At 56.7% G+C, this 19,599-nt stretch carries 15 protein-coding genes and 1 pseudogene; 6 read left to right on the top strand and 10 right to left on the bottom strand.

The genetic code is table 11. The features are described 5' to 3' along the window. Window positions 1-166: 166 nt before the first annotated feature. The 10 genes and pseudogenes from AADW57_RS10400 to AADW57_RS10360 form a co-directional block, all read right to left on the bottom strand. Window positions 167-1,018 (bottom strand): hypothetical protein, encoded by an 852-nt coding sequence (locus AADW57_RS10400; RefSeq protein ID WP_341666823.1) that lies wholly within the window; start codon window positions 1,016-1,018, stop codon window positions 167-169. A gap of 280 nt (window positions 1,019-1,298) precedes the next feature. Further along, window positions 1,299-1,924: pseudogene (locus tag AADW57_RS10395) on the bottom strand (tyrosine-type recombinase/integrase). Window positions 1,925-2,266: 342 nt separating this feature from the next. Next, window positions 2,267-2,983: a class I SAM-dependent methyltransferase gene (locus tag AADW57_RS16770; RefSeq protein WP_445819140.1), complete on the bottom strand. Its 717-nt coding sequence runs from the start codon at window positions 2,981-2,983 to the stop codon at window positions 2,267-2,269. Next, entirely contained in the window at window positions 2,961-3,572 is a 612-nt protein-coding gene (locus tag AADW57_RS10390) for a hypothetical protein (RefSeq protein ID WP_341666822.1), read from the bottom strand. The genes AADW57_RS16770 and AADW57_RS10390 overlap by 23 nt, the downstream gene beginning before the upstream one ends. Before the next feature lie 325 nt (window positions 3,573-3,897). Further along, complete coding sequence (rlmF, locus tag AADW57_RS10385; protein ID WP_341666821.1) at window positions 3,898-4,896, bottom strand: 23S rRNA (adenine(1618)-N(6))-methyltransferase RlmF; 999 nt, start codon at window positions 4,894-4,896, stop codon at window positions 3,898-3,900. Window positions 4,897-5,000: 104 nt separating this feature from the next. Then, a complete protein-coding gene (gene dut / locus AADW57_RS10380) occupies window positions 5,001-5,462 on the bottom strand; it encodes a dUTP diphosphatase (RefSeq protein ID WP_341666820.1) in 462 nt (153 codons plus the stop codon). 73 nt (window positions 5,463-5,535) lie between these two features. Further along, complete coding sequence (gene coaBC / locus AADW57_RS10375) at window positions 5,536-6,720, bottom strand: bifunctional phosphopantothenoylcysteine decarboxylase/phosphopantothenate--cysteine ligase CoaBC (protein WP_341666819.1); 1,185 nt, start codon at window positions 6,718-6,720, stop codon at window positions 5,536-5,538. A 17-nt stretch (window positions 6,721-6,737) separates the two neighbouring features. Further along, window positions 6,738-7,274, bottom strand: coding sequence for a signal peptidase II (lspA, locus tag AADW57_RS10370; RefSeq protein WP_341666818.1), 537 nt, complete (start codon window positions 7,272-7,274; stop codon window positions 6,738-6,740). After that, window positions 7,267-10,107, bottom strand: a complete 2,841-nt coding sequence (gene ileS, locus AADW57_RS10365; protein ID WP_341669690.1) for an isoleucine--tRNA ligase — start codon at window positions 10,105-10,107, stop codon at window positions 7,267-7,269. The genes lspA and ileS overlap by 8 nt, the downstream gene beginning before the upstream one ends. Continuing rightward, complete coding sequence (locus tag AADW57_RS10360) at window positions 10,097-11,062, bottom strand: bifunctional riboflavin kinase/FAD synthetase (protein ID WP_341666817.1); 966 nt, start codon at window positions 11,060-11,062, stop codon at window positions 10,097-10,099. The genes ileS and AADW57_RS10360 overlap by 11 nt, the downstream gene beginning before the upstream one ends. 49 nt (window positions 11,063-11,111) lie before the next feature. Here AADW57_RS10360 and purN point away from each other — a divergent pair, with 49 nt between their 5' ends. The 6 genes from purN to sorU all read left to right on the top strand — a co-directional run bounded on the left by purN (window position 11,112) and on the right by sorU (window position 19,584). After that, the gene (gene purN / locus AADW57_RS10355) at window positions 11,112-11,768 is read left to right on the top strand and encodes a phosphoribosylglycinamide formyltransferase (RefSeq protein ID WP_341666816.1); all 657 of its coding nucleotides are present in this window, start codon (window positions 11,112-11,114) and stop codon (window positions 11,766-11,768) included. Between the two features lie 33 nt (window positions 11,769-11,801). Beyond that, window positions 11,802-13,217, top strand: a complete 1,416-nt coding sequence (locus tag AADW57_RS10350; protein WP_341666815.1) for an RsmB/NOP family class I SAM-dependent RNA methyltransferase — start codon at window positions 11,802-11,804, stop codon at window positions 13,215-13,217. Between the two features lie 99 nt (window positions 13,218-13,316). Continuing rightward, entirely contained in the window at window positions 13,317-14,543 is a 1,227-nt protein-coding gene (locus AADW57_RS10345; RefSeq protein WP_341666814.1) for a DesA family fatty acid desaturase, read from the top strand. Beyond that, window positions 14,540-16,831 (top strand): UvrD-helicase domain-containing protein, encoded by a 2,292-nt coding sequence (locus AADW57_RS10340; protein WP_341666813.1) that lies wholly within the window; start codon window positions 14,540-14,542, stop codon window positions 16,829-16,831. The genes AADW57_RS10345 and AADW57_RS10340 overlap by 4 nt, the downstream gene beginning before the upstream one ends. 1,164 nt (window positions 16,832-17,995) lie before the next feature. After that, window positions 17,996-19,216 (top strand): SorT family sulfite dehydrogenase catalytic subunit, encoded by a 1,221-nt coding sequence (sorT, locus tag AADW57_RS10335; RefSeq protein ID WP_341666812.1) that lies wholly within the window; start codon window positions 17,996-17,998, stop codon window positions 19,214-19,216. 53 nt (window positions 19,217-19,269) lie between these two features. Next, window positions 19,270-19,584, top strand: coding sequence for a SorU family sulfite dehydrogenase c-type cytochrome subunit (gene sorU, locus AADW57_RS10330; RefSeq protein ID WP_341666811.1), 315 nt, complete (start codon window positions 19,270-19,272; stop codon window positions 19,582-19,584). Window positions 19,585-19,599 lie beyond the last annotated feature (15 nt).

Raw genomic sequence — 19,599 nt, 5'->3', positions numbered from 1 at the left:
TGCTTTCGACCCATTGCAGACAACCAAATTACTAACGCTTGAATGATTTGTTAAACCAACAGCCCGCTACACCGACTTGATGAGCCTATACAAGTGGTTTGGTTAAGGATTGGGCTTTAGCCTGTCCCAGTGAGCGCAGCGAACGGGTTGAAACAGTTGTTAGATCTTACCTACGCTTGTGCTCTGTTCTTGATGCAATATCAGGGATTGAATTGGCTGGACTGACTGTGGTTTGAATTTGAGCACGACCAGTTAAACGTTGCTGAGCGATCAAGGCAAAAGATTTTCCTGCTCGTTGTGCTTCCATTTGTATTTCATAAATTTCTTCACCAGATATAGGATTGTCTCTTGCGTCTATCATGGTGGAGAAATGGTATGTTGCATTTTCCTCATCTTTTGATGGGGTTGTATGCTCCAAGATATCGTCTAGGTCAATGCTTACAGCATCCTGCATGCCAGAGCCTAATGCGCCGAAGTCCTGCTTAAACCAATCGCCTTGTTCTATGCTTGTTTTTAGTATGAAAATATCATGGTGGGTAAAAGGAACATGGAAATCATTGAAATTAATAAATTGTTTTCCATCTATTCTCATCTGAAAGTGATAGTGAGGGTAGCCTATTGCAGTACCAGAATGTCCCTCTAAATCGTTCTTTGAACAATCAAATGTCCAGTCAATATTTTTCCATCTAACTGTATAAGATATAATTTTACGGTTTTGTTTTTCGTCTTTTAGGTCGTTTATGTTGGACAAGAAACGCTCTTGATTTGCACACCATCTAATAAAAGCCGCTATGTTTCCATATCCATATTTCTTATATATTTTTGGAAAGTCTTTCTTCTTAAATTTGCATTGACGTAGAAGCCAGTGCAAACATGGGTCTTCGCGGCTAATGGTTTTAAATGGCTTGCAGCAGAGATAACAAAGTCCTTTCTGATATCCCTCTTTAAATGCTCTCGCCTGCTTCCGGTGCTCTTCGTCGCTGAGACGATTTATTTCTGTGATTTCGTCGGAGGACATTCTTTCGAATATTTCTCTGTATTTCCTCGTGTCGTGTGGCACATTGCCCCCCTCAGTGAAATCTAACTAGATTTAGATGACATGTGATATTCATGTCTAGTTCGCCTAATACTGTATGGTATATGCAAATCCACAGGCAATTTCACTGTTGTTATTTTTAGACAAAGCTAAAAATTCGGAGCTCAGTTTTTTATGGATACTGAAACACAAGGTCCGAAGGACTGCTTCTGGCCGGACAGCGACAACCCCAATAGATGCGCTGTCCGATTGTAAGCAAACCTCACGTTTCTGTCTGCTCTGCTATTTCCAGCGCATCGTCGACTTCGATGCCAAGGTATCGCACCGTGCTTTCCAACTTGGTATGTCTGAGAAGGAGTTGAACTGCCCGAAGGTTCTTCGTTCGCCGGTAGATCAGCGTCGCCTTGGTTCGGCGCATGGTGTGCGTGCCATACGTCGCAGGGTCTAAACCGATCGACACGATCCAACCCGCGACGATGCGTGCGTACTGCCGTGTAGAAAGGTGCGGCGACTTTGTCACTCTGCTTGGGAACAGGTAGGCGTCTGAAGCGAGACGCGCCAGATCGATCCAAGCAGCCACCGACTGCCGCGTCAGTTCAGTAATCTCGAATTGCACGGGTCAATGCGTCTTGCGCTGCATGACGATAGCGCGTGGGTAGATGCTCTTCCCTTGTGAAATGTCGCAAACGCGCAAGCTGACTAAATCGCAGCCACGTAGTTTGCTGTCGATGGCTAGGTTGAAAAGCGCCAGATCTCGCACTTTTTCAGCTAGCTGTAGCCGTATGCGGATTGCCCAGATTTCTTTCAGCTTCAACGGAGCTTTTGGCCAACAAGCCTCTCCTTGTTCCAAGGAAAGAACGGTTTTGCTTCATTGATCTCCGGTTTCATGGGGTTCTCCTTCAATGAAAGGAATCCCATTTTCACTGACAAAAAGAATGCTTACGACCCAAAGCAGACCACCACTAACGAACAAGCTAAGCCAATCGCTTTAGCGAGTCGGGTTGAATGTTGGATTAGATACCAATTTCTTTTCTTCTAGTCTTTTCCTGCAAGCCGCATCATCAATGCAAATATACCCAATGCCATCTGGGCTCTCGTTGAGCTCAGCTACATTGAAGATTTTTTGGCACTTCTGACACTTGGTATGACTCATGATTGGATTCATATCTTCTTTACCCTTCTAACCTAACTTAAGACACGCTGCGAAGCGGCACTGCCTTCAATGAATTGTTAAATCGCACGCGAAGTAACAAGCATAAACCGCGGGAACTCAAATCCGCGCCCAGATAACTCACGCATAGACTCCAATTCGAACCCAGCACGCGCTAATGAAGAAAAATATTGCTCTAACGGGTGATGAAAATGAGTGGTGACCATTTGCGTAACTTGCGTTCGTATCTTGAACTTTCCCTCTACTGCAAACGAGCGTTCGTAACGAAATTTAGGATGTGACGCGTAACCCCAGTAGAGAGGCCAGAAGCAGGGGTGGGGGAACGTTAATATAAAAAGTCCATTCCTTTGCAGTAATCGCCTGGAAGCTGAGAAAAAATGCTGTAGATCTGGGGCACTGCTTGCGGCCATGTTTGAGATTGCAGTATCAAACTCTGGGCGCTTGCGCCGCCGTGCGTACTGCTCAACTGTTTCTGTCCGATAGCTTATTGATGCACTCGAATGAAGCTTCTCTGCAATAGCAATGGAATTAGGACTAGGATCGACACCGACAAGTAACTCAGCGCGCTGCGAAGCCATAGACGTTAGCCAACCAGTACCACAGCCAATGTCAACTAGTGACTTCGACTGCGGGAGTGCACCAAGTATGGCAGGAGCGAGGACAAAGTTTGCGCTGTGGTCTTCCCCTGACGCGATCTGTCGCTCACGCAAATCCGCAATGGCATCCCACTCACGAGTGATGCGGGGCAGACTCTTAGCTTTTCGTAGATTGATCATGAGCAGCCCGAATGGATCGAATGAGGTCTCGTGCCATTGAATACGTCGGATGCGAGGAATCTAACTCCTCGATAATGTGCGGTTCGTTTGGCTTTTGTCGCCCAATAGCAACGTAGGAAGACGCGGGATTCCCTGCGTTGACCACTGTGAAACGGGTCACCGGCTCAAACCCTAGAGTGCCGTACTCAATTACCTCAGCCCCCATGATAGCGAGGCTTTTTAAATTAGGGGTTGAGTGGTGAACCAAGAATGTCAACTCTCCGCGCGTTGCCTTATCCTTTAACAGCGCGAGTATTTTCTCGTCAGCAATCCAACTAGCATCGCGAGAGCAGATCTCACATTTTCCACTATTGTGCAGCATTTTTAGCATGTAGCTATTAATTTGGGCTGTACTACGATACTTCTTGCCTGAGCGTTGACGCTCCTTTCGAATTTCAGTTAGAGCTGCTATACCGAATATTACTGTAATCAAGATTACGACGCTGAGCTGAATAGGTGACAGATTACCATCACTACCTAGCGGTCTAAGCGTGAAAAATAGCCCAATCAGAGATGCGGCTGCCGCGAGCCAGTTGATAAAAGACTTCATAGGTTTTTCATTACGATCTAAATAGATTTAGACGACAAGAAAAAGAGGCTCGTCGTTCTTATAAAAATTAATCTATCTGCTTTTTTATGAGTAAGCAATTACCAACAAACATTCTTAGACAAGCAAAAAAATTCGAGATTGATGCTTATTGAGAGTAGTCCTAATGCCGATGATTGAATGACTGCTTTTGGCCGTTATCCGTCATTCATAACCGCTTAAAATATTTCCGGTTCCATTTTTAGTGTCCCAATTCCAATCAACAACCAGCAATCCAAGCATCTTATTCCTGACCACGCTATTTTATAGCCACCCACTTCCCCCAATCCTACCCCACCCACCGCCCATCCCGCCATGCCTCTTGTTCTATAGCGTTAAGAAACGTCCAAGCCACAAAGCGGCTTTTCTTTTGCCCCTGGGTCATTTCCACGGTTTGTACGTCGAATGCCTTGGCTTTTCGTAGGGCATGCAAGATGCCGGGTAGATTGGATGCTTTGGATACCAGGGTGCTGAACCACAGGACTTGGCGGCTGATGACGGTGCTTTCTTTTATCATGCGGCGTATGAATTGGGCTTCGCCGCCTTCGCACCACAGTTCAGACTGTTGTCCGCCAAAGTTCAGCACGGCAGCGCTTTGTTTGGGGGGCGCTTTGCCCAGGCCACGCCATTTGCGTTGGCTGCCGTTCAGGGCCTCGTCTTGCGAGGCGTGGAAGGGTGGATTGCACAGCGTCAGGTCAAAATAGTCGTCCGTGCCCACGATGCCTTTAAAAATCTGCGTGGGCGATGTTTGCTGACGCAGTGTGATGGCCGTGGACAAGCCGGGATTTGCATGAAGAATGCGGCCTGCCGATGCCAGTGCATCGGCGGCGATGTCCGAACCGACACATTGCCATCCATATTCGGCATGCGCAATCAAGGGGTAGATGGCATTGGCCCCGACGCCAATATCCAGGACGCGCACGGCAGCGCCACGGGGGATGACGCCCTTATTGCTGCTGGCCAGCACATCGGCCAGATAGTGAACGTAATCGGCGCGACCCGGAATAGGGGGGCAAAGATAGTTGGCTGGAATATCCCACTGCGCAACGCCGTAAAAAGACTTTAGCAAGGCGCAATTCAGGGCTTTGACGGCATTCGGGTCGGCGAAACGAATGGTTTTAGTGCCGTACGGGTTCACGAATACAAAGGCGGCCAGTTCGGGCGTGTCTTTGATCAGTGCGTCAAAATCGTACTGGCCTTGATGACGGTTGCGCGGGTGGAGTAGGGCCGTTGTTTTGCCAGTGGTGGGCGGGCTGGAGCCAGGCTTACCCGGTTTTAAGGATGGCATTGCAGTCCAACATGTGTTCAGCGGGCAGTAGAAAGGTCCGAGGGGTGGCACGGGCCTGCTTGTGTAGGATCGTGCCGCGAGGTGTCCTTTTATGACCCTTGTGCTTAGTTCTTGCCTGTGCTGCCGAAGCCGCCTGTGCCGCGTTCGGTATCGGTAGAGAACTGATCCACAAACTGCAGCGCGACTTGCACCACGGGTTGGAACATCAGTTGGGCGATGCGCTCGCCGGGCTGGATCACATAGTCCACATCGCTGTCATTGGCCAGAATCACGCCGATCTCGCCGTGGTAGTCGGCATCGATGACGCCGATGCCTTGGGCAACGCGCACGCCATGCTTTAGCGACAGGCCGGAGCGCGAGGCCACGATCGCCACCAGCCCAGGGTCCATCATATTGATGGCCAAGCCGGTCTTGACCAGTGTGCGGCCGCCTGCGGGCAGGGTAGTGGCTTCGCTCAGGCAGGCGCGCAGATCCATAGCGGCGGAGCCGTCCGTGGCGTAGCTGGGGGCTTCGATAGTGGTGCCCAGCAGATCATTGACGATGCGGGCTTCGATACGGCGATGCATGTAAGGGGTGTCCTACAAAAGCGGGGCAGCGCGCGGCTTGCGGCGCTGCCCGGGAAAATGAAAAACAGACGATTTAAAGCCGTTGGGCAATGGCTTGAATCAATTGACGGGCGGCCAGCAACTTGTCCTGGGCAGGCCAGTGGGTGTGGCCTTGCGCATCGAACACGACCAGTTCGGTGTCGTCGGCATTCATGGCGCGCTGGGCCAGATTGCCCACCAGCATGGGCACGTTTTTGCGCTGGCGCTTGGCTTGGGCGTGCTCGATCAGGTGGTCGGTCTCTGCGGCAAAGCCCACGCAGAACGGGCCGTCGGGCAGGGCGGCGACTTCGGCCAGAATGTCCGGGTTCGGGCTAAATTGCAGATCCGGCGTGGATTGTTCGGCGGTTTTTTTGATTTTGATGTCGCTGGCATTGCTGACGTGCCAGTCGGCCACGGCGGCGACGCCAATAAACACATCCGCCTGCGCAGCCTGGGCCATGACGGCGGCGTGCATCTGGCGGGCCGTTTCGACATTGATGCGCTGTACTCCGTAAGGCGTGTCCAGCGCCACCGGGCCGGAAACCAGCGTGACCTGCGCGCCGGCTTCCTGCGCCGCGCGGGCGATGGCATAGCCCATCTTGCCTGACGAACGGTTGCTGATGACGCGCACAGGGTCAATCGGTTCGGCGGTGGGGCCGGCAGTGATCAGGACGCGTTTGCCCGCCAGCCGCTTGGGCTGAAAGAAGCCGACCAGCTCGGCCAGCAGTTGATGCGGCTCCAGCATGCGGCCGTCGCCGATCTCGCCACAGGCCTGGTCGCCGCTGCCCGGCCCCAGAATGTATACGCCGTCGCGGCGTAATTGCTCGACATTGCGCTGGGTGGCCGGGTGTTGCCACATTTCTCGGTTCATGGCCGGTGCCAGCAGCAGGGGGCAGTGGCCCCGGGCCACGCACAAGGTGCTAAGCAGGTCGTCAGCCATGCCTTGGGCCAGTCTTGCCATGAAGTTCGTGCTGGCCGGGGCCACCAGAATCGCATCCGCCTGTCGGCTAAGCTGGATGTGGGCCATATTGTTAGGCACGCGCGCGTCCCACAGGTCCGTGTAGACCGGTCGGCCCGACAGGGCTTGAAACGTCAGCGGGGCCATGAAGCGCGTGGCCGACTCGGTCATGACTACATCGATCTGCGCGCCCAGTTCCTGGGCGCGACGCAGCAGTTCTGCGGTTTTGTAGGCGGCAATGCCGCCGCTGATGCCAAAGACCAGTTTTTTGTTGGCGAGCATGGGTGCTCCTTACAGGGTCAGGCGCCTTGCCGCTTGTTGCGCCGCATCCGCAGAAATTCATCCAGAATCAGCAGGATAGCGCCGCAGGTGATGGCAACGTCGGCAATATTGAACGCCGGAAAATAAGACTGATTCCAGTAAAACAGCAGAAAGTCGACCACATGGCCGTGCTGCAGGCGGTCGACCACATTGCCGACCGCGCCACCCAGAATCAGGCTAAGCGACAGGCAGAACAAAGGTTGTCCGGCCGAGCGGCGCAGCATGGTCAGAATCAGCACGGTCGCCACGAAGGCGATGGCCACAAAGAACCAGCGCTGCCAGCCCTGGCCACCAGCCAGGAAACTGAACGCGGCACCTGGGTTGTAGAGCAGGGTGAAGTCGAAAAAGGGCAGCACGTTCCAGCGCTCCTGATAAAACAGGTGCGTGTCGAAGTACCACTTGCTCCACTGGTCCAGGCCGACAATTAGCGCAGCCAGGCCCAGCCAGGCCCAGAAATGTTTCCCGGGCAGGCGGGCCTGCCCGGGAGGGGCGGGAACACGGCTCGGCTCAGGCATAGTGACGCACTTCGCCGTCGCCGAACAGATTGTCCTCGCAGCGGCCGCACAGCGTGGGGTGCTCGGCGCTCTGGCCGACATCCGGGCGGTGGTGCCAGCAGCGTTCGCACTTGGCCTGCTCGGTAGGGGTCACGTCGATGCGCACATCGCCTTCGCCAGCATGCACGTCGGCACGCGAGACGATCAGCATGAAGCGCAAGTCTTCGCCCAAAGACTGCAGCCATTCCAGATCCTGGCCCTTGGCGTAGATGTCCACCTCGGCAGCCAGGGACGAGCCTACGGCACCGGTGCTGCGCACATCTTCGATGCGGCGCATGACTTCGGCCCGGATGGCACGCAGACTTTGCCATTTGGCGTGCAGGGTGTCTTGGTCTGGCTGTTCGGGCAGGGCATGGAACAGTTCGGTAAAGATGGTGCCGCTGTCGGTCTGCCCCTGATGCAGATCCTTCCAGGCTTCTTCGGCCGTAAAGGACAAAATAGGTGCCATCAGCTTGAGCAGCGCGTGGGTCAGATGATAGAGCGCCGTCTGGGCCGAGCGGCGCGGCAGGCCGTTCTGGGCCGTGGTGTACAGGCGGTCTTTCAGAATATCCAGATAGAAGGCGCCCAGGTCTTCCGAGCAGAAGATCTGCAGGCGCGAGACCACGGGATGAAATTCGTAGCGCTGGTAGTTCTCCAGGATCTCGGTCTGCATGCGAGCGGTCATGTGCAGCGCGTAGCGGTCGATTTCCAGCAACTGGTCCAGGGGCACCGCGTGTTCGGCAGGATTGAAGTCGGCCAGATTGCCCAGCAGGAATTTCAGGGTGTTGCGGATACGGCGATAGCCTTCCACCACGCGTTTCAGGATTTCGTCCGAGATGGACAATTCACCCGAGTAGTCGGTGGACGCCGCCCACAGGCGCATGATCTCGGCACCGAGTTTGTCGGCAATTTCCTGGGGCTTGATGATATTGCCCAGGGACTTGCTCATCTTGCGGCCTTTGCCGTCCACCACAAAGCCGTGCGTCAGCAAGGCTTTGTAGGGCGCGCGGCCATACAGCATGCAGCCGGTCAGCAGCGAAGAATGGAACCAGCCGCGATGTTGGTCCGAGCCTTCCAGGTACAGGTCGGCAGGCCATTGCAGGCTGTCGGCGTGCGAACCGTGGGTGGTGTGATCTTTGCCGCCCAGCACGGTGGCGTGCGTGGTGCCCGAGTCAAACCACACGTCCAGCGTGTCGCGGTTTTTCTCGTACAGATCGGCCTCGTCGCCCAGAAGGTCGCGCGGGTCCAGATTTTGCCAGGCTTCGATGCCGCTTTGTTCGATGCGCTGGGCCACTTGTTCCATCAGTTCCGGCGTGCGGGGGTGCAGTTCGCCCGTTTCTTTGTGTACAAAGAAGGCCATAGGCACGCCCCATTGACGCTGACGCGACAAGGTCCAGTCCGGACGATTGGCGATCATGGCGTGCAGGCGGGCACGACCCCAGGAGGGGTAGAACTCGGTGTTGTCGATGGCTTCCAGCGCCATGTCACGCAAGCTGCGCCCGCTGGTGTTTTCTTTGTCCATACCGGCAAACCATTGGCTGGTGGCACGGTAGATAATAGGGGTCTTGTGGCGCCAGCAGTGCATGTAGCTGTGCGGATGCTGCTCGGTTTTTAGCAAGGTGCCGGCATTGTGCAGCGTTTCTACGATCTGCGGGTTGGCCTTCCAGATCAACTGACCACCGAACAGGGGCAGGGTATCGGCGTAATGCCCATTGCCCATGACGGGTTTGAGTATATCGTCGTCTTTCAGGCCGTGGGCCTTGCAAGATACAAAGTCTTCGATACCGTAGGCAGGGGCCGAGTGCACCACGCCGGTGCCGCTGTCCAGGGTGACGTAGTCGCCCAGGTACACGGGGGAGCGGCGCTGGTAGCCTGCGTTCACGTTGGCCAGCGGATGATCGAATTCGATCAGGTTCAGGGCTTGGCCGGTGGCCGTTGCCACAACCTGGCCGTTCAGGCCCCACTGTTCCAGGCAGGTTTTCACCAGATCTTCGGCCACGATCAGCATGGAGCCGGTGGCGCGCGGGGCGTCCAGCTTGACCAGCGCGTAGCTGATTTCCGGGTGTACGTTCAGGGCCTGGTTGGCAGGGATGGTCCAGGGGGTGGTGGTCCAGATGACAATCGCGCCATCGTCCACGCTGTCTACGCCAAAGGCCTCAGCCAGCTTGTCTTTTTGCGCGAAAGGGAAGGCCACGTGTACGGACGGGTCCGTGCGGTCGGCGTATTCAACCTCGGCTTCGGCCAAGGCGGAACCGCAGTCAAAACACCAGTTCACGGGCTTTAAGCCACGGAACACAAAGCCTTTTTGCATGATCTTGGACAGCACGCGCAGCTCGTCGGCTTCGTTGCTGAAGTTCATGGTCAGGTAAGGGCGTTCCCAGTCGGCCAGCACACCCAGGCGCTTGAAGTCTTTGCGCTGGCTGTCGATCTGTTCCAGGGCGTAGGCACGGGCCTTGGCCTGCACTTCTGCGACGGGGCGGTTCTTGCCGTACAGTTTTTCGATCTGGACCTCAATCGGCATGCCGTGGCAATCCCAGCCGGGCACGTATTGAGCGTCAAAGCCGGCCATGTTGCGGCTTTTGACGATGATGTCTTTCAGGATCTTGTTGACCGCGTGGCCGATGTGAATGTCGCCGTTAGCATACGGAGGGCCGTCGTGCAAAATAAATTTGGGGCGACCGGCACTGGCTTGCCGAATTGCTGCATAGACTTTGTTTTCTTCCCACTGGTTAATCCAGCCCGGCTCACGTTTGGCGAGGTCGCCACGCATGGGAAAGGGAGTGTCGGGCAAATTGAGAGAGTTTTTATAGTCCATTTGTAGCAAAGTAGTCGCGAGCGCGTTGTGCATCGTTATCGATGGCGGCGATCATAGTGATGAGGTCCGGGAATTTTTCTTCGTCCCTGACAAATTCCAGAAATTCTATACGGGCAAGTTTACCGTAAGCGTCCAGGCGGCGGTCCAGTAAATGTACTTCCAGCAGCAGGCGTCCCTGGTCTTGCACGGTGGGGCGCACGCCCAGCGATGCAATTCCCGGCAGCGCCTGGCCGTCCAGGCCGTGAACACGCACCACATAGACGCCCGAACGTGCCGCGCAGTGCTCGGGCACGCGGATGTTCAGGGTCGGGTAGCCAATGTCGCGGCCCAGCTTCTGACCGTGAATGACGTGGCCGCTGATATGAAAAGGCTTGCCCAGCAAAGAGCGCGCTCGATCCAGTTGCCCGACTGCCAGGGCGGTGCGTACTTCCGAGCTGGAAATGCGGCGACCATCGGCGTCGGAGACATCATGCAATGTTTCCACCTCGAAACCGTGGCGTTGGCCCGCTTCGCGCAGCATGGCGATGTCGCCGGCCCGCTTGTGGCCGTAGCGAAAATCCTCGCCCACCAGCAGCCAGCCGGTGTTCAGGCCGCGCACTAAAATATCCTCGATAAAGGCGCTGGCCGACATATCGGCCATGTCCTGATTAAAGCGTGCCAGGTAGATCTGCTCGATGCCGCAGTGGTGCAGGGCGTCGACTTTGTCGCGCAGACCGCTGATCTGGGTGGGGATCAGTTCCGGACGATGCCCGCGCTGAGCAAAAAAAGCGCGTGGGTGCGGTGTGAACGTCATGACGCAGGAACTCAGTGCATGCTGGTGGGCCGCCGCGTTCAGACGATTCAGGATGGCCTGATGGCCCAGGTGCACGCCATCGAAGTTACCAATGGTAACGGCGCTGCGTGCCGTGCTGTTGCAGCGCGGCAAGGAACGGTAGAGTTTTAGAGGAGATTTCACAAGCGAGAGTTTACAATTTCGGATTCGTTATTTCTCGGGAAACAGGATTTTGACCGATTCCACCCCACCTTGTCGCCTGGTCGTGCTGATATCAGGCCGGGGTTCCAATATGCAGGCCATTGCCGAGCATATCGAACAGGCTGGCCTGAATGGCCGCATCCAGGCGGTGATCGCCAACAAGGCCGATGCGTCCGGGCTGCAATGGGCACGTCAGCACGGACTGGATACCCAGGTCGTGGCGCATCGCGAATTTGCAACACGCGAGGCCTTCGATCAGGCTTTGGCGCGCGTGATTGACCGCTACCAGCCGGATTATGTTCTACTGGCGGGGTTCATGCGCATTTTGACCACGGATTTTGTCCAGCACTACGCGGGCAAGCTCGTCAATATACACCCATCTTTGCTTCCCAGCTTTCCGGGCCTCAACACTCATCAGCAGGCCATCGATGCAGGCGTGCAGTTTCATGGCTGTTCGGTTCACTTCGTGACCCCGGTTCTCGATCATGGCCCTATTATTGCCCAGAGCCTGGTGCCTGTGCTGCAGGGTGACGACGCCCAAGAATTGGCTCGACGCGTGCTGGCCACCGAACACCAGGTCTATACCCAGGCGGTGCAGTGGCTGGTCCAGGGCCGGGTCAGCCTGCGCGACGATGGTCGTGTGCAGGTCGATGGAGTTGCGCAGCGCGGTTTTTACTTTCCTGCCTGACCGGGCGGGTCCATAGGATTTTTTCGAATATTCATGTCTGATCATCATCATTCCCGGCCCGAGCGTGATCGCTCGGAGCGTAAGCGTCCTTCTTCATCGGGTTCGCGCAGCGGCGCGCCCGCCCGTGGCCGTCCGCAGCAAGGCGCGCGCGGCAAGCCGTCGGGTCCGCCCGCACCGGGCGCTGTTGCCCAGCGGCGCATCGAGCAGGTGGCCAGCGCGCTCGGCGAAGTGCTGCAGTGGAAACATCCGGCCGATCTGGCCTTGACCCGCTGGGCACGTACACGCCCCAAGATGGGTTCGCGCGATCGGGCCGAAATCCGCGAAGCGGTATTCGATGTATTGCGCCATTTGCGTCAATATCGCAATTGGGCCGAAAGTGGCGTGGGTCCGTCGACCCGTCGCCTGGCCATTCTGGGTCTGTCGGCGGCCATCGGTCAGGAAGAACTGGCGCTGGGCCTGCAACAAGAAGAGCGTCAGTGGCTGACACATATCCGTTCCCTGAACGTGGACGGTCTGCCTGTGGGCGTGCGGTTGAGTCTGCCCGAGTGGCTGGAAGAGCGTCTGACGCAGATTCCCGAGTCCTACAAGTTGATGCAGGCCATGAACGAACAGGCTCTGTTGGATCTGCGCGTCAATCCTATGAAGGCCGATCGCGATGCCGTGTTGCGGCAGTTGCAAAATGGGCCTATGGCCCGCTTCAAGCCGACGGCCATGCCGTATTCGCCTTGGGGTATCCGTATCGAAGGTCGTCCTTCCGTGGCGGTGTGGCCACAGTACGAAAAAGGCGAACTCGAAATCCAGGAAGAGGGCAGCCAGTTGCTGACCGCCTTGCTGGAGCCGCGTCGCGGAGAGATGGTCATCGATTATTGCGCCGGTGCCGGTGGTAAGACATTGCTGTTGGGTGCGTTGATGCGCTCCACGGGCCGTCTGTACGCGTTTGACGTGTCGGCGACCCGTCTGAACAAAGCCAAGCCGCGTTTTGCGCGCGCAGGCCTGTCCAATGTAGTGCCGGTGGTCATCCAGGAAGAAGGCGATCAGCGCGTGCGCCGTCTGCATGGCAAGGCCCAGCGTGTGTTAGTGGATGCGCCGTGCAGCGGCTTGGGAACTTTACGGCGCAATCCCGATCTTAAATGGCGTCAACACCCCGAAGCGCTGCAGCAGTACACGCGCATGCAGGCCCAGATTCTGGACCAGGCTGCCGCTTGCGTGGCCCCCGGGGGGCGACTGGTCTATGCCACCTGCAGTTTTCTGCCCGAAGAAAATGAACAGCAGGTGCAGGCTTTCCTGCAAACCCACCCCGACTTTCGCCTGCTGGATGCCCGCGAAATTCTCAAGGACAAGAGCCCGGCGCTGGCGCTTGACGGGCCTTACCTGAACCTGCGCACAGACCGTCACCAGACCGACTGCTTTTTTGCGGCGGCACTGGAACGAAACGCGCAAAGTGCTTGATTTGAAGCAAGTTCAGTCCCAAATAATGCTATTGTTAACCAGTCAAGTGAGATACACTTTTCTGGTTTCCCTTAACAAAGATCAGGTCTAAAAGGGTCTATGCAATCGTTTCTCTCTTTCCTTGCCGATGGCTGGCTGCAACTATCCTGGTGGCAGCTTACTCTGGTCATTCTGGCAGTGACGCATGTCACCATTGTGTCAGTTACCGTCTTTCTGCATCGCAGTCAGGCGCACCGTGGGCTGGATCTGCATCCGGCGCTCATGCATTTTTTCCGGTTTTGGCTCTGGATGACCACCGGTATGGTCACCAAGGAATGGGTCGCCATCCACCGCAAGCACCATGCCAAATGCGAACGCGAAGGCGATCCGCACTCGCCCGTGGTGTTCGGTCTGGGCCAGGTGTTTTTCCGTGGTGCCGAACTGTACCGTCAGGAAGCCACCAACCCCGAAACCCTGAAGCGTTTCGGCCACGGCACGCCCGACGACTGGCTCGAGCGCAACCTGTACAGCAAGTACAGCATGCTGGGTATTGTCCTGATGCTGGGTATTGACCTGTTCCTGTTCGGTTTGTTGGGTCTGACCGTCTGGGCGATCCAGATGGCCTGGATTCCCTTCTGGGCAGCCGGTGTGGTCAATGGTCTGGGCCATGCCATCGGTTATCGTAACTTTGCCAGCCCGGATACCAGCACCAATGTGTTTCCTTGGGGCATCATCATCGGCGGCGAAGAGCTGCACAATAACCATCACGCTTACGGTACGTCCGCCAAGTTCTCCAGCAAGTGGTACGAGTTCGACCTGGGCTGGTGCTATATCTCGGTGTTCAAGGCACTGGGTCTAGCCAAGGTCAAGAAAGTGGCACCCAAGCTGCGCCTGGAACCCGCCGTGCCTTCGGCATCGTCCGTGGATTCCATCAGCCTGGCTACCCTGCAAGGCGTGATCACTCACCGCTACGAAATCCTGGCCCGTTATGCGGACATCATCAAGACCACCGCATCCGAAGAAATTGCCCGTCTGAAGCCACAGGTCAACCGCGACAACCCTAACTGCTCCTGGTCCTTGCTGGAAAGTTGCAAGGATTGGATCGGTCGCGGCGACGACGTCCTGGCCCCCGAGCAACGCGCCGAACTGGAGTCCGTGGCGGCCGGTAATTCCCGTCTGTCCATCCTGGTTCGCATGCAGCGCGAGTTGGCCGGCATCTGGGAAAGCTCCAGCTCGTCCAGCGAACAGTTGTTGGCCGATCTGCGTGGCTGGTGCCAGCGCGCCCAGCAAAGTGGCATCGACAGTCTAGAGCAGTTCGCCTTGCGTCTGCGCCGCTACGCGGCATGATGGATCGTCTCAACCCGCAGCAAAAAGCCGCCGTTACACTGCCTCCCGGACAACACGCTTTGGTGTTGGCCGGAGCAGGCAGCGGCAAGACCAGTGTGTTGACCTCCCGAATGGCCTGGTTAATCCAGGCCGGGCAGGTCAGCCCGTATGGCTTGGCTGCCGTCACCTTCACCAATAAAGCCGCGCGCGAAATGCTGACGCGGCTTACTTCTTTATTGCCCATCGATACGCGCGGCATGTGGGTCGGAACCTTCCACGGCCTGTGCAACCGTTTGCTGCGCATGCATTACCGCGATGCGGGCCTGATCCAGACCTTCCAGATTCTGGATAGTGCCGATCAGTTGGCCTCCATCAAGCGCCTGGTCAAGGCCAACAATATCGATGACGAAAAATTTCCGCCCAAGGAAATTCAGCAGTTCATCAATGCCTGCAAGGAAGACGGGCAGCGTCCCGGTGATCTGGACGGCTTTGATCCGCACCGTCGTCGTCTGATCGATCTGTACAAGCTTTATCAAGAACAATGCGAACGCGAGGGCGTGGTCGATTTTGGCGAACTGCTGTTGCGCGCCTACGAATTGCTGTCGCGCAATGCGCCCATTCGGGAACATTACCAGCGCCGCTTCAAGCACATTCTGGTAGACGAGTTCCAGGACACCAACGTGCTGCAGTACCGTTGGCTGCGCTTGTTGGCCGGCGATCAGGCCAGTCTGTTCGCGGTGGGCGACGATGATCAGTCCATTTATGCCTTTCGTGGTGCGAATGTGGGCAATATGGCGGACTTCGAGCGCGACTATGCGCGCGGCAATGTGATTCGGCTGGAGCAGAACTACCGTTCCAGCGGCCATATTCTTGATGCCGCCAATGCCCTAATCGAGCATAACGCTGGCCGCTTAGGCAAGAACTTGTGGACCGACAGCGGCGAAGGCGAGTTGATTCGCATTAACGAGCAGCCGTCCGACGCGCTGGAAGCGCAGTGGATCGTGGACGAAATCCGTGCCTTGATTGCCGAAGGCAAGCCGCGCCGCGAAATCGCTATTCTGTACCGCAGCAACGCCCAGTCGCGGGTGATCGAGCATCGCTTGTTTTCCCAGGGCTTGCCGTACAAGGTCTATGGCGGGCAACGCTTTTTCGAGCGTCAGGAAGTCAAGCATGTGTTGGCGTATTTGCGCCTTATGGACAATGCGGACGATGACACCGCATTTCTGCGTGTCGTTAACTTTCCCACTCGCGGTATCGGCGCGCGTTCGGTCGAGCAATTGGCTGATCTGGCCCGCGAACGCGGCACCAGCCTGTTACGTGCCGTGCCCTATGTGCAAGGAAGGGCAGCGGCGGGTCTGGCCCGCTTTGCCGCTCTTATTCAGGATATGGCCCATCAGGCGCAGATCCTGTCCTTGCCCGAGCTGATCGAGCACGTGGTGCACGAAAGCACCCTGCTGGCCCACTATCAGGCGGATCGGGAAGGGGCCGAACGTCTGGAAAACTTGCAGGAACTGGTCAACGCCGCCACCGTCTTTGTGGGCGAGGAAGGATTTGCAGAGCTGCCCGCGGGTCGTGTGCCGGATGCGCCGCAAGGTGAACAGGCCCAGGCCCCCCAAGGCGTGCCCTTGGTGCTGGCCCCCATGTCGCCATTGGGCGCTTTCCTGACCCATGCGTCGTTGGAAGCAGGCGACAATCAGGCCCAGGCCGGGCAGGACGCCATTCAACTGATGACTATTCATGCGGCTAAGGGGTTGGAGTTCGACGCCGTATTTATTACAGGTCTGGAAGAAGGTCTGTTTCCGCACGAAAACAGCCTATTCGATGCCGGCGGGGTCGAAGAAGAACGGCGCTTGATGTACGTGGCCATTACCCGTGCGCGCCAGCGCCTGTACATTACCTTGGCCCAAAGTCGTATGTTGCACGGCCAGACACGCTATGCCTTACGTTCGCGTTTTCTGGACGAACTGCCTCAGGATCATGTCAAGTGGCTATCCGCCCGTTATGCCAGTGCGCCCGCGCCGGCTGCCGAGGCTTCGTCCGGCGGCGCATTCCGACGTGGTCAGTCCTGGAAGGCCAGCGGCTCCGGTGCCAGCGCGACACCATATGGCGGCCGCAGTCAGACCAGTGTGCTGGAGGTCAATGGTCAGTCCTTTCGTATCGGGCAAGGGGTGCGCCATGCCCGTTTTGGCGATGGCACCATTGTCAGCCTGAATGGGCGTGGTGACGATGCTCAGGCGCAGATCCATTTCCGTGAAGTCGGCAGCAAGACCTTGGCCTTATCGGTTGCCAAGCTGGAAACCATCAGCTAGCACGATACGTGTGGATCGGTTTGTGTCAGGCCCCCGGATAAGTCCGGGGGCTTTTTTGTGGTTCTTCGAAGAATGTCGGGAGCCAATTTACTCAGGCGATGAGGAGTAGGCGTTTTGAAGACGCCATTCAAGGCGCTGCAAGATCGGACAAGCCATCCGACCCGCCTATTTCGAGCGTGCTGCGCCTTGAACGGCGAACATCACAAGCGTCATAGCCGCTCCGGCCTTAGATATACATACCCAACAGAACATTGAACGTGTGGCTGCTATCTTGTACGGCGTACACGGACGTCCCGCTATTTGGGCCAAGCAGAGAGAACCTCGAGTTCTCGCCAGGCAGGCCATAGCAGGCCGGCCTGGCTGGGTCCTTCGCCCGCGCTGCGCGCGGGTTCCCTGGTCAGGATACTGGAGCGGGCGGGGCGTGAACTCGCAGGGTGATTCGTCCACTGGACGAATCACAAGCGTCCTGCTCGAACAGCACGCCCCTTGCCTCCCGCCCCAGCATCCCGCCTGCGGCGAAGGTCCTGACTCGCCCACCGGCCTGCTATGGCCTGCCTGGCGAGAACGGCACCGCTGTGCTTGACCTAAACGGCCCGCCCCATACGAAGCAATTCCCGGTATGTAGCGAAGAACCATTTTTGTGGGTGCTTGTTTTGTTCGCGTCCATTTTCGGGCAGCACCGTTTATGGATGAGCGGAACGCTAGAAACCATCGTTCCAGTCTGGAGCTGAGCCGTCAGCCTGAACGAAATCCGCGTACCTGCGGATCATTGCTTGCCGCCGCACTTCTTCTTTCCGATGGGAAGTCCGTTCCGACAATCTGCGAATAGCCTTTCTACAGTCAGTCAGTCAGTCAGTCAGTCAGTCAGTCAGGCAGGCAGGCAGGCAGGCAGGCAGGCAGGCAGGCAGGCAGGCGGCGCGCGCGTCAATGCAGCCCGGAGTGCTTGATGCACTCTTTTACCGATCTATCTGCTTGCCTACGTAGGAATAGCAGGCGGGATGGGGCCAGTTCAACCTAGTATTCATGCCTTATGCAGCTTGATATGCATTAATGCATGCTTGTTCTGGACCGTTATATATTAGGGTTATATATTCTGGTTATATGCTTATTGCCTCCATAAAATCGAAGCTTAAATCAAATAGATGAAAGCAGAAGGAGGCAGTAATGGAACCCAGCAATCTTTCGCGGCGACGCATGCTCTTGTCAAGCGGCAGCTTAGTGGCTTTGGCTGGGGCAGGTGGCTTGACGCCGCTGTCCCAGGCCCTGGCCCAGGAAATGGCGAAAGCCGCCGTTAAAAGCTTGCCGGCCTATGCGTCCTGGAAGCATGCCGACAGCTTGATCATACATAGCGCCAACACGATGGAAACCCGCCGCGGCGCATTCGGCTCGGGGTTGATTACGCCATTGGACCGTTTGTTCGTGCGTAATAATGTCTCTCCGCCTTCGGAAAAAATCGTGGCCGATCCGGACGCGTGGATGCTCTCGGTCAAGGGCGTCAAAACGTCTACGGAGATCTCGGTGGCGGATTTGAAGCGCCTGGGCGTGGTGGCTTTGCCTATGGTTTTGCAATGCTCGGGCAATGGTCGCGCGTTCTTTCCCGAAAAGCCCAGCGGCACGCAATGGACGGTAGGCGCGGCAGGCTGTGTCATTTTCACGGGTGTGCCGGTCAAGGCTGTACTGGAAGCGGTGGGCGGCATGGATTCGGGCAGCAAGTACATGACCGGCACAGGCGGCGAGGAGATTCCTGCGGGCCTGGACCCGAATACCATCATGGTCGAGCGCTCGATTCCGATCGAAGCAATTGAAGACGCCATCCTGGCTTGGGAAATCAATGGACAGCCGATCCCCTTGGCGCATGGCGGGCCTTTGCGTCTGGTGGTGCCTGGTTATACGGGCGTCAATAACGTCAAATACATCAAGCAACTAGCCTTTACCAAGGAGCAGTCGGCGGCCAATATCCAGCAGAACAGTTATCGCATGGCTCCCGTGGGCGAGAAGTCCGGGCCTAGCCAGGAGTCGGTCTGGGAAATGCCCGTCAAGTCCTGGGTGACCAGCCCCAGCGGTGAACCTGGGCAAGACGTCAAAGCCGGCAAGGTGCAGATTCAGGGTTTGGCGTTTGGAGGCATGTCCGCTGCCAAGGACGTGGAAGTCTCGGTGGATGGCGGCAAGAATTGGGTCAAGGCCAGTTTTGTGGGGCCGGATCTGGGTAAATATGCCTGGCGTCAGTTTACGCTGGGTGTGGATCTGAAGCCCGGTCAATATCAAATAGCCAGCCGCGCTACTAGCGAGGCCGGTACGACGCAACCCGAGGAGCGTGTTCCTAATAACCGAGGTTATTTGAACAATAGCTGGCGCGATCACATGCTGGCTATTACCGTTGTTTAATAATTAATGCAGAACCCGCTTCGGCTGTGCCGGGGCGGTTGTGGATGAGTGTCATGAAGAAATATTTTGTGGTCGCCGCTGCGGCTCTGGCGTTGGCGGGTCAGGCCCGTGCGGATCAGATGGCTCAGGGCAAGGAGTTGTTTTTAAGCGGTGCCAAGCCCATTGCCTGTGCGGTTTGTCACACTTTGGAAGATGCAGGTTCGGCAGGTGCCATCGGCCCAAATCTGGATGAACTCAAGCCTGCACAGGAACAGATCCTGAAGGTGATGTTGGAAGGGGTGGGGGCCATGCCCTCGTTTGCCCAGACCATGAGCGAGGAAGAGCGCGCCGCCGTCGCCGCCTATGTGAGTTCGGTGGCGGGGCAGTAAACCATCTGATGCATC

Source organism: Alcaligenes sp. SDU_A2, from assembly GCF_038237375.1.
Taxonomy (GTDB): domain Bacteria; phylum Pseudomonadota; class Gammaproteobacteria; order Burkholderiales; family Burkholderiaceae_B; genus Alcaligenes.
The sequence above is the reverse complement of the archived record's forward strand: the minus strand, read 5'-3'. Positions and strand labels throughout refer to the sequence as shown.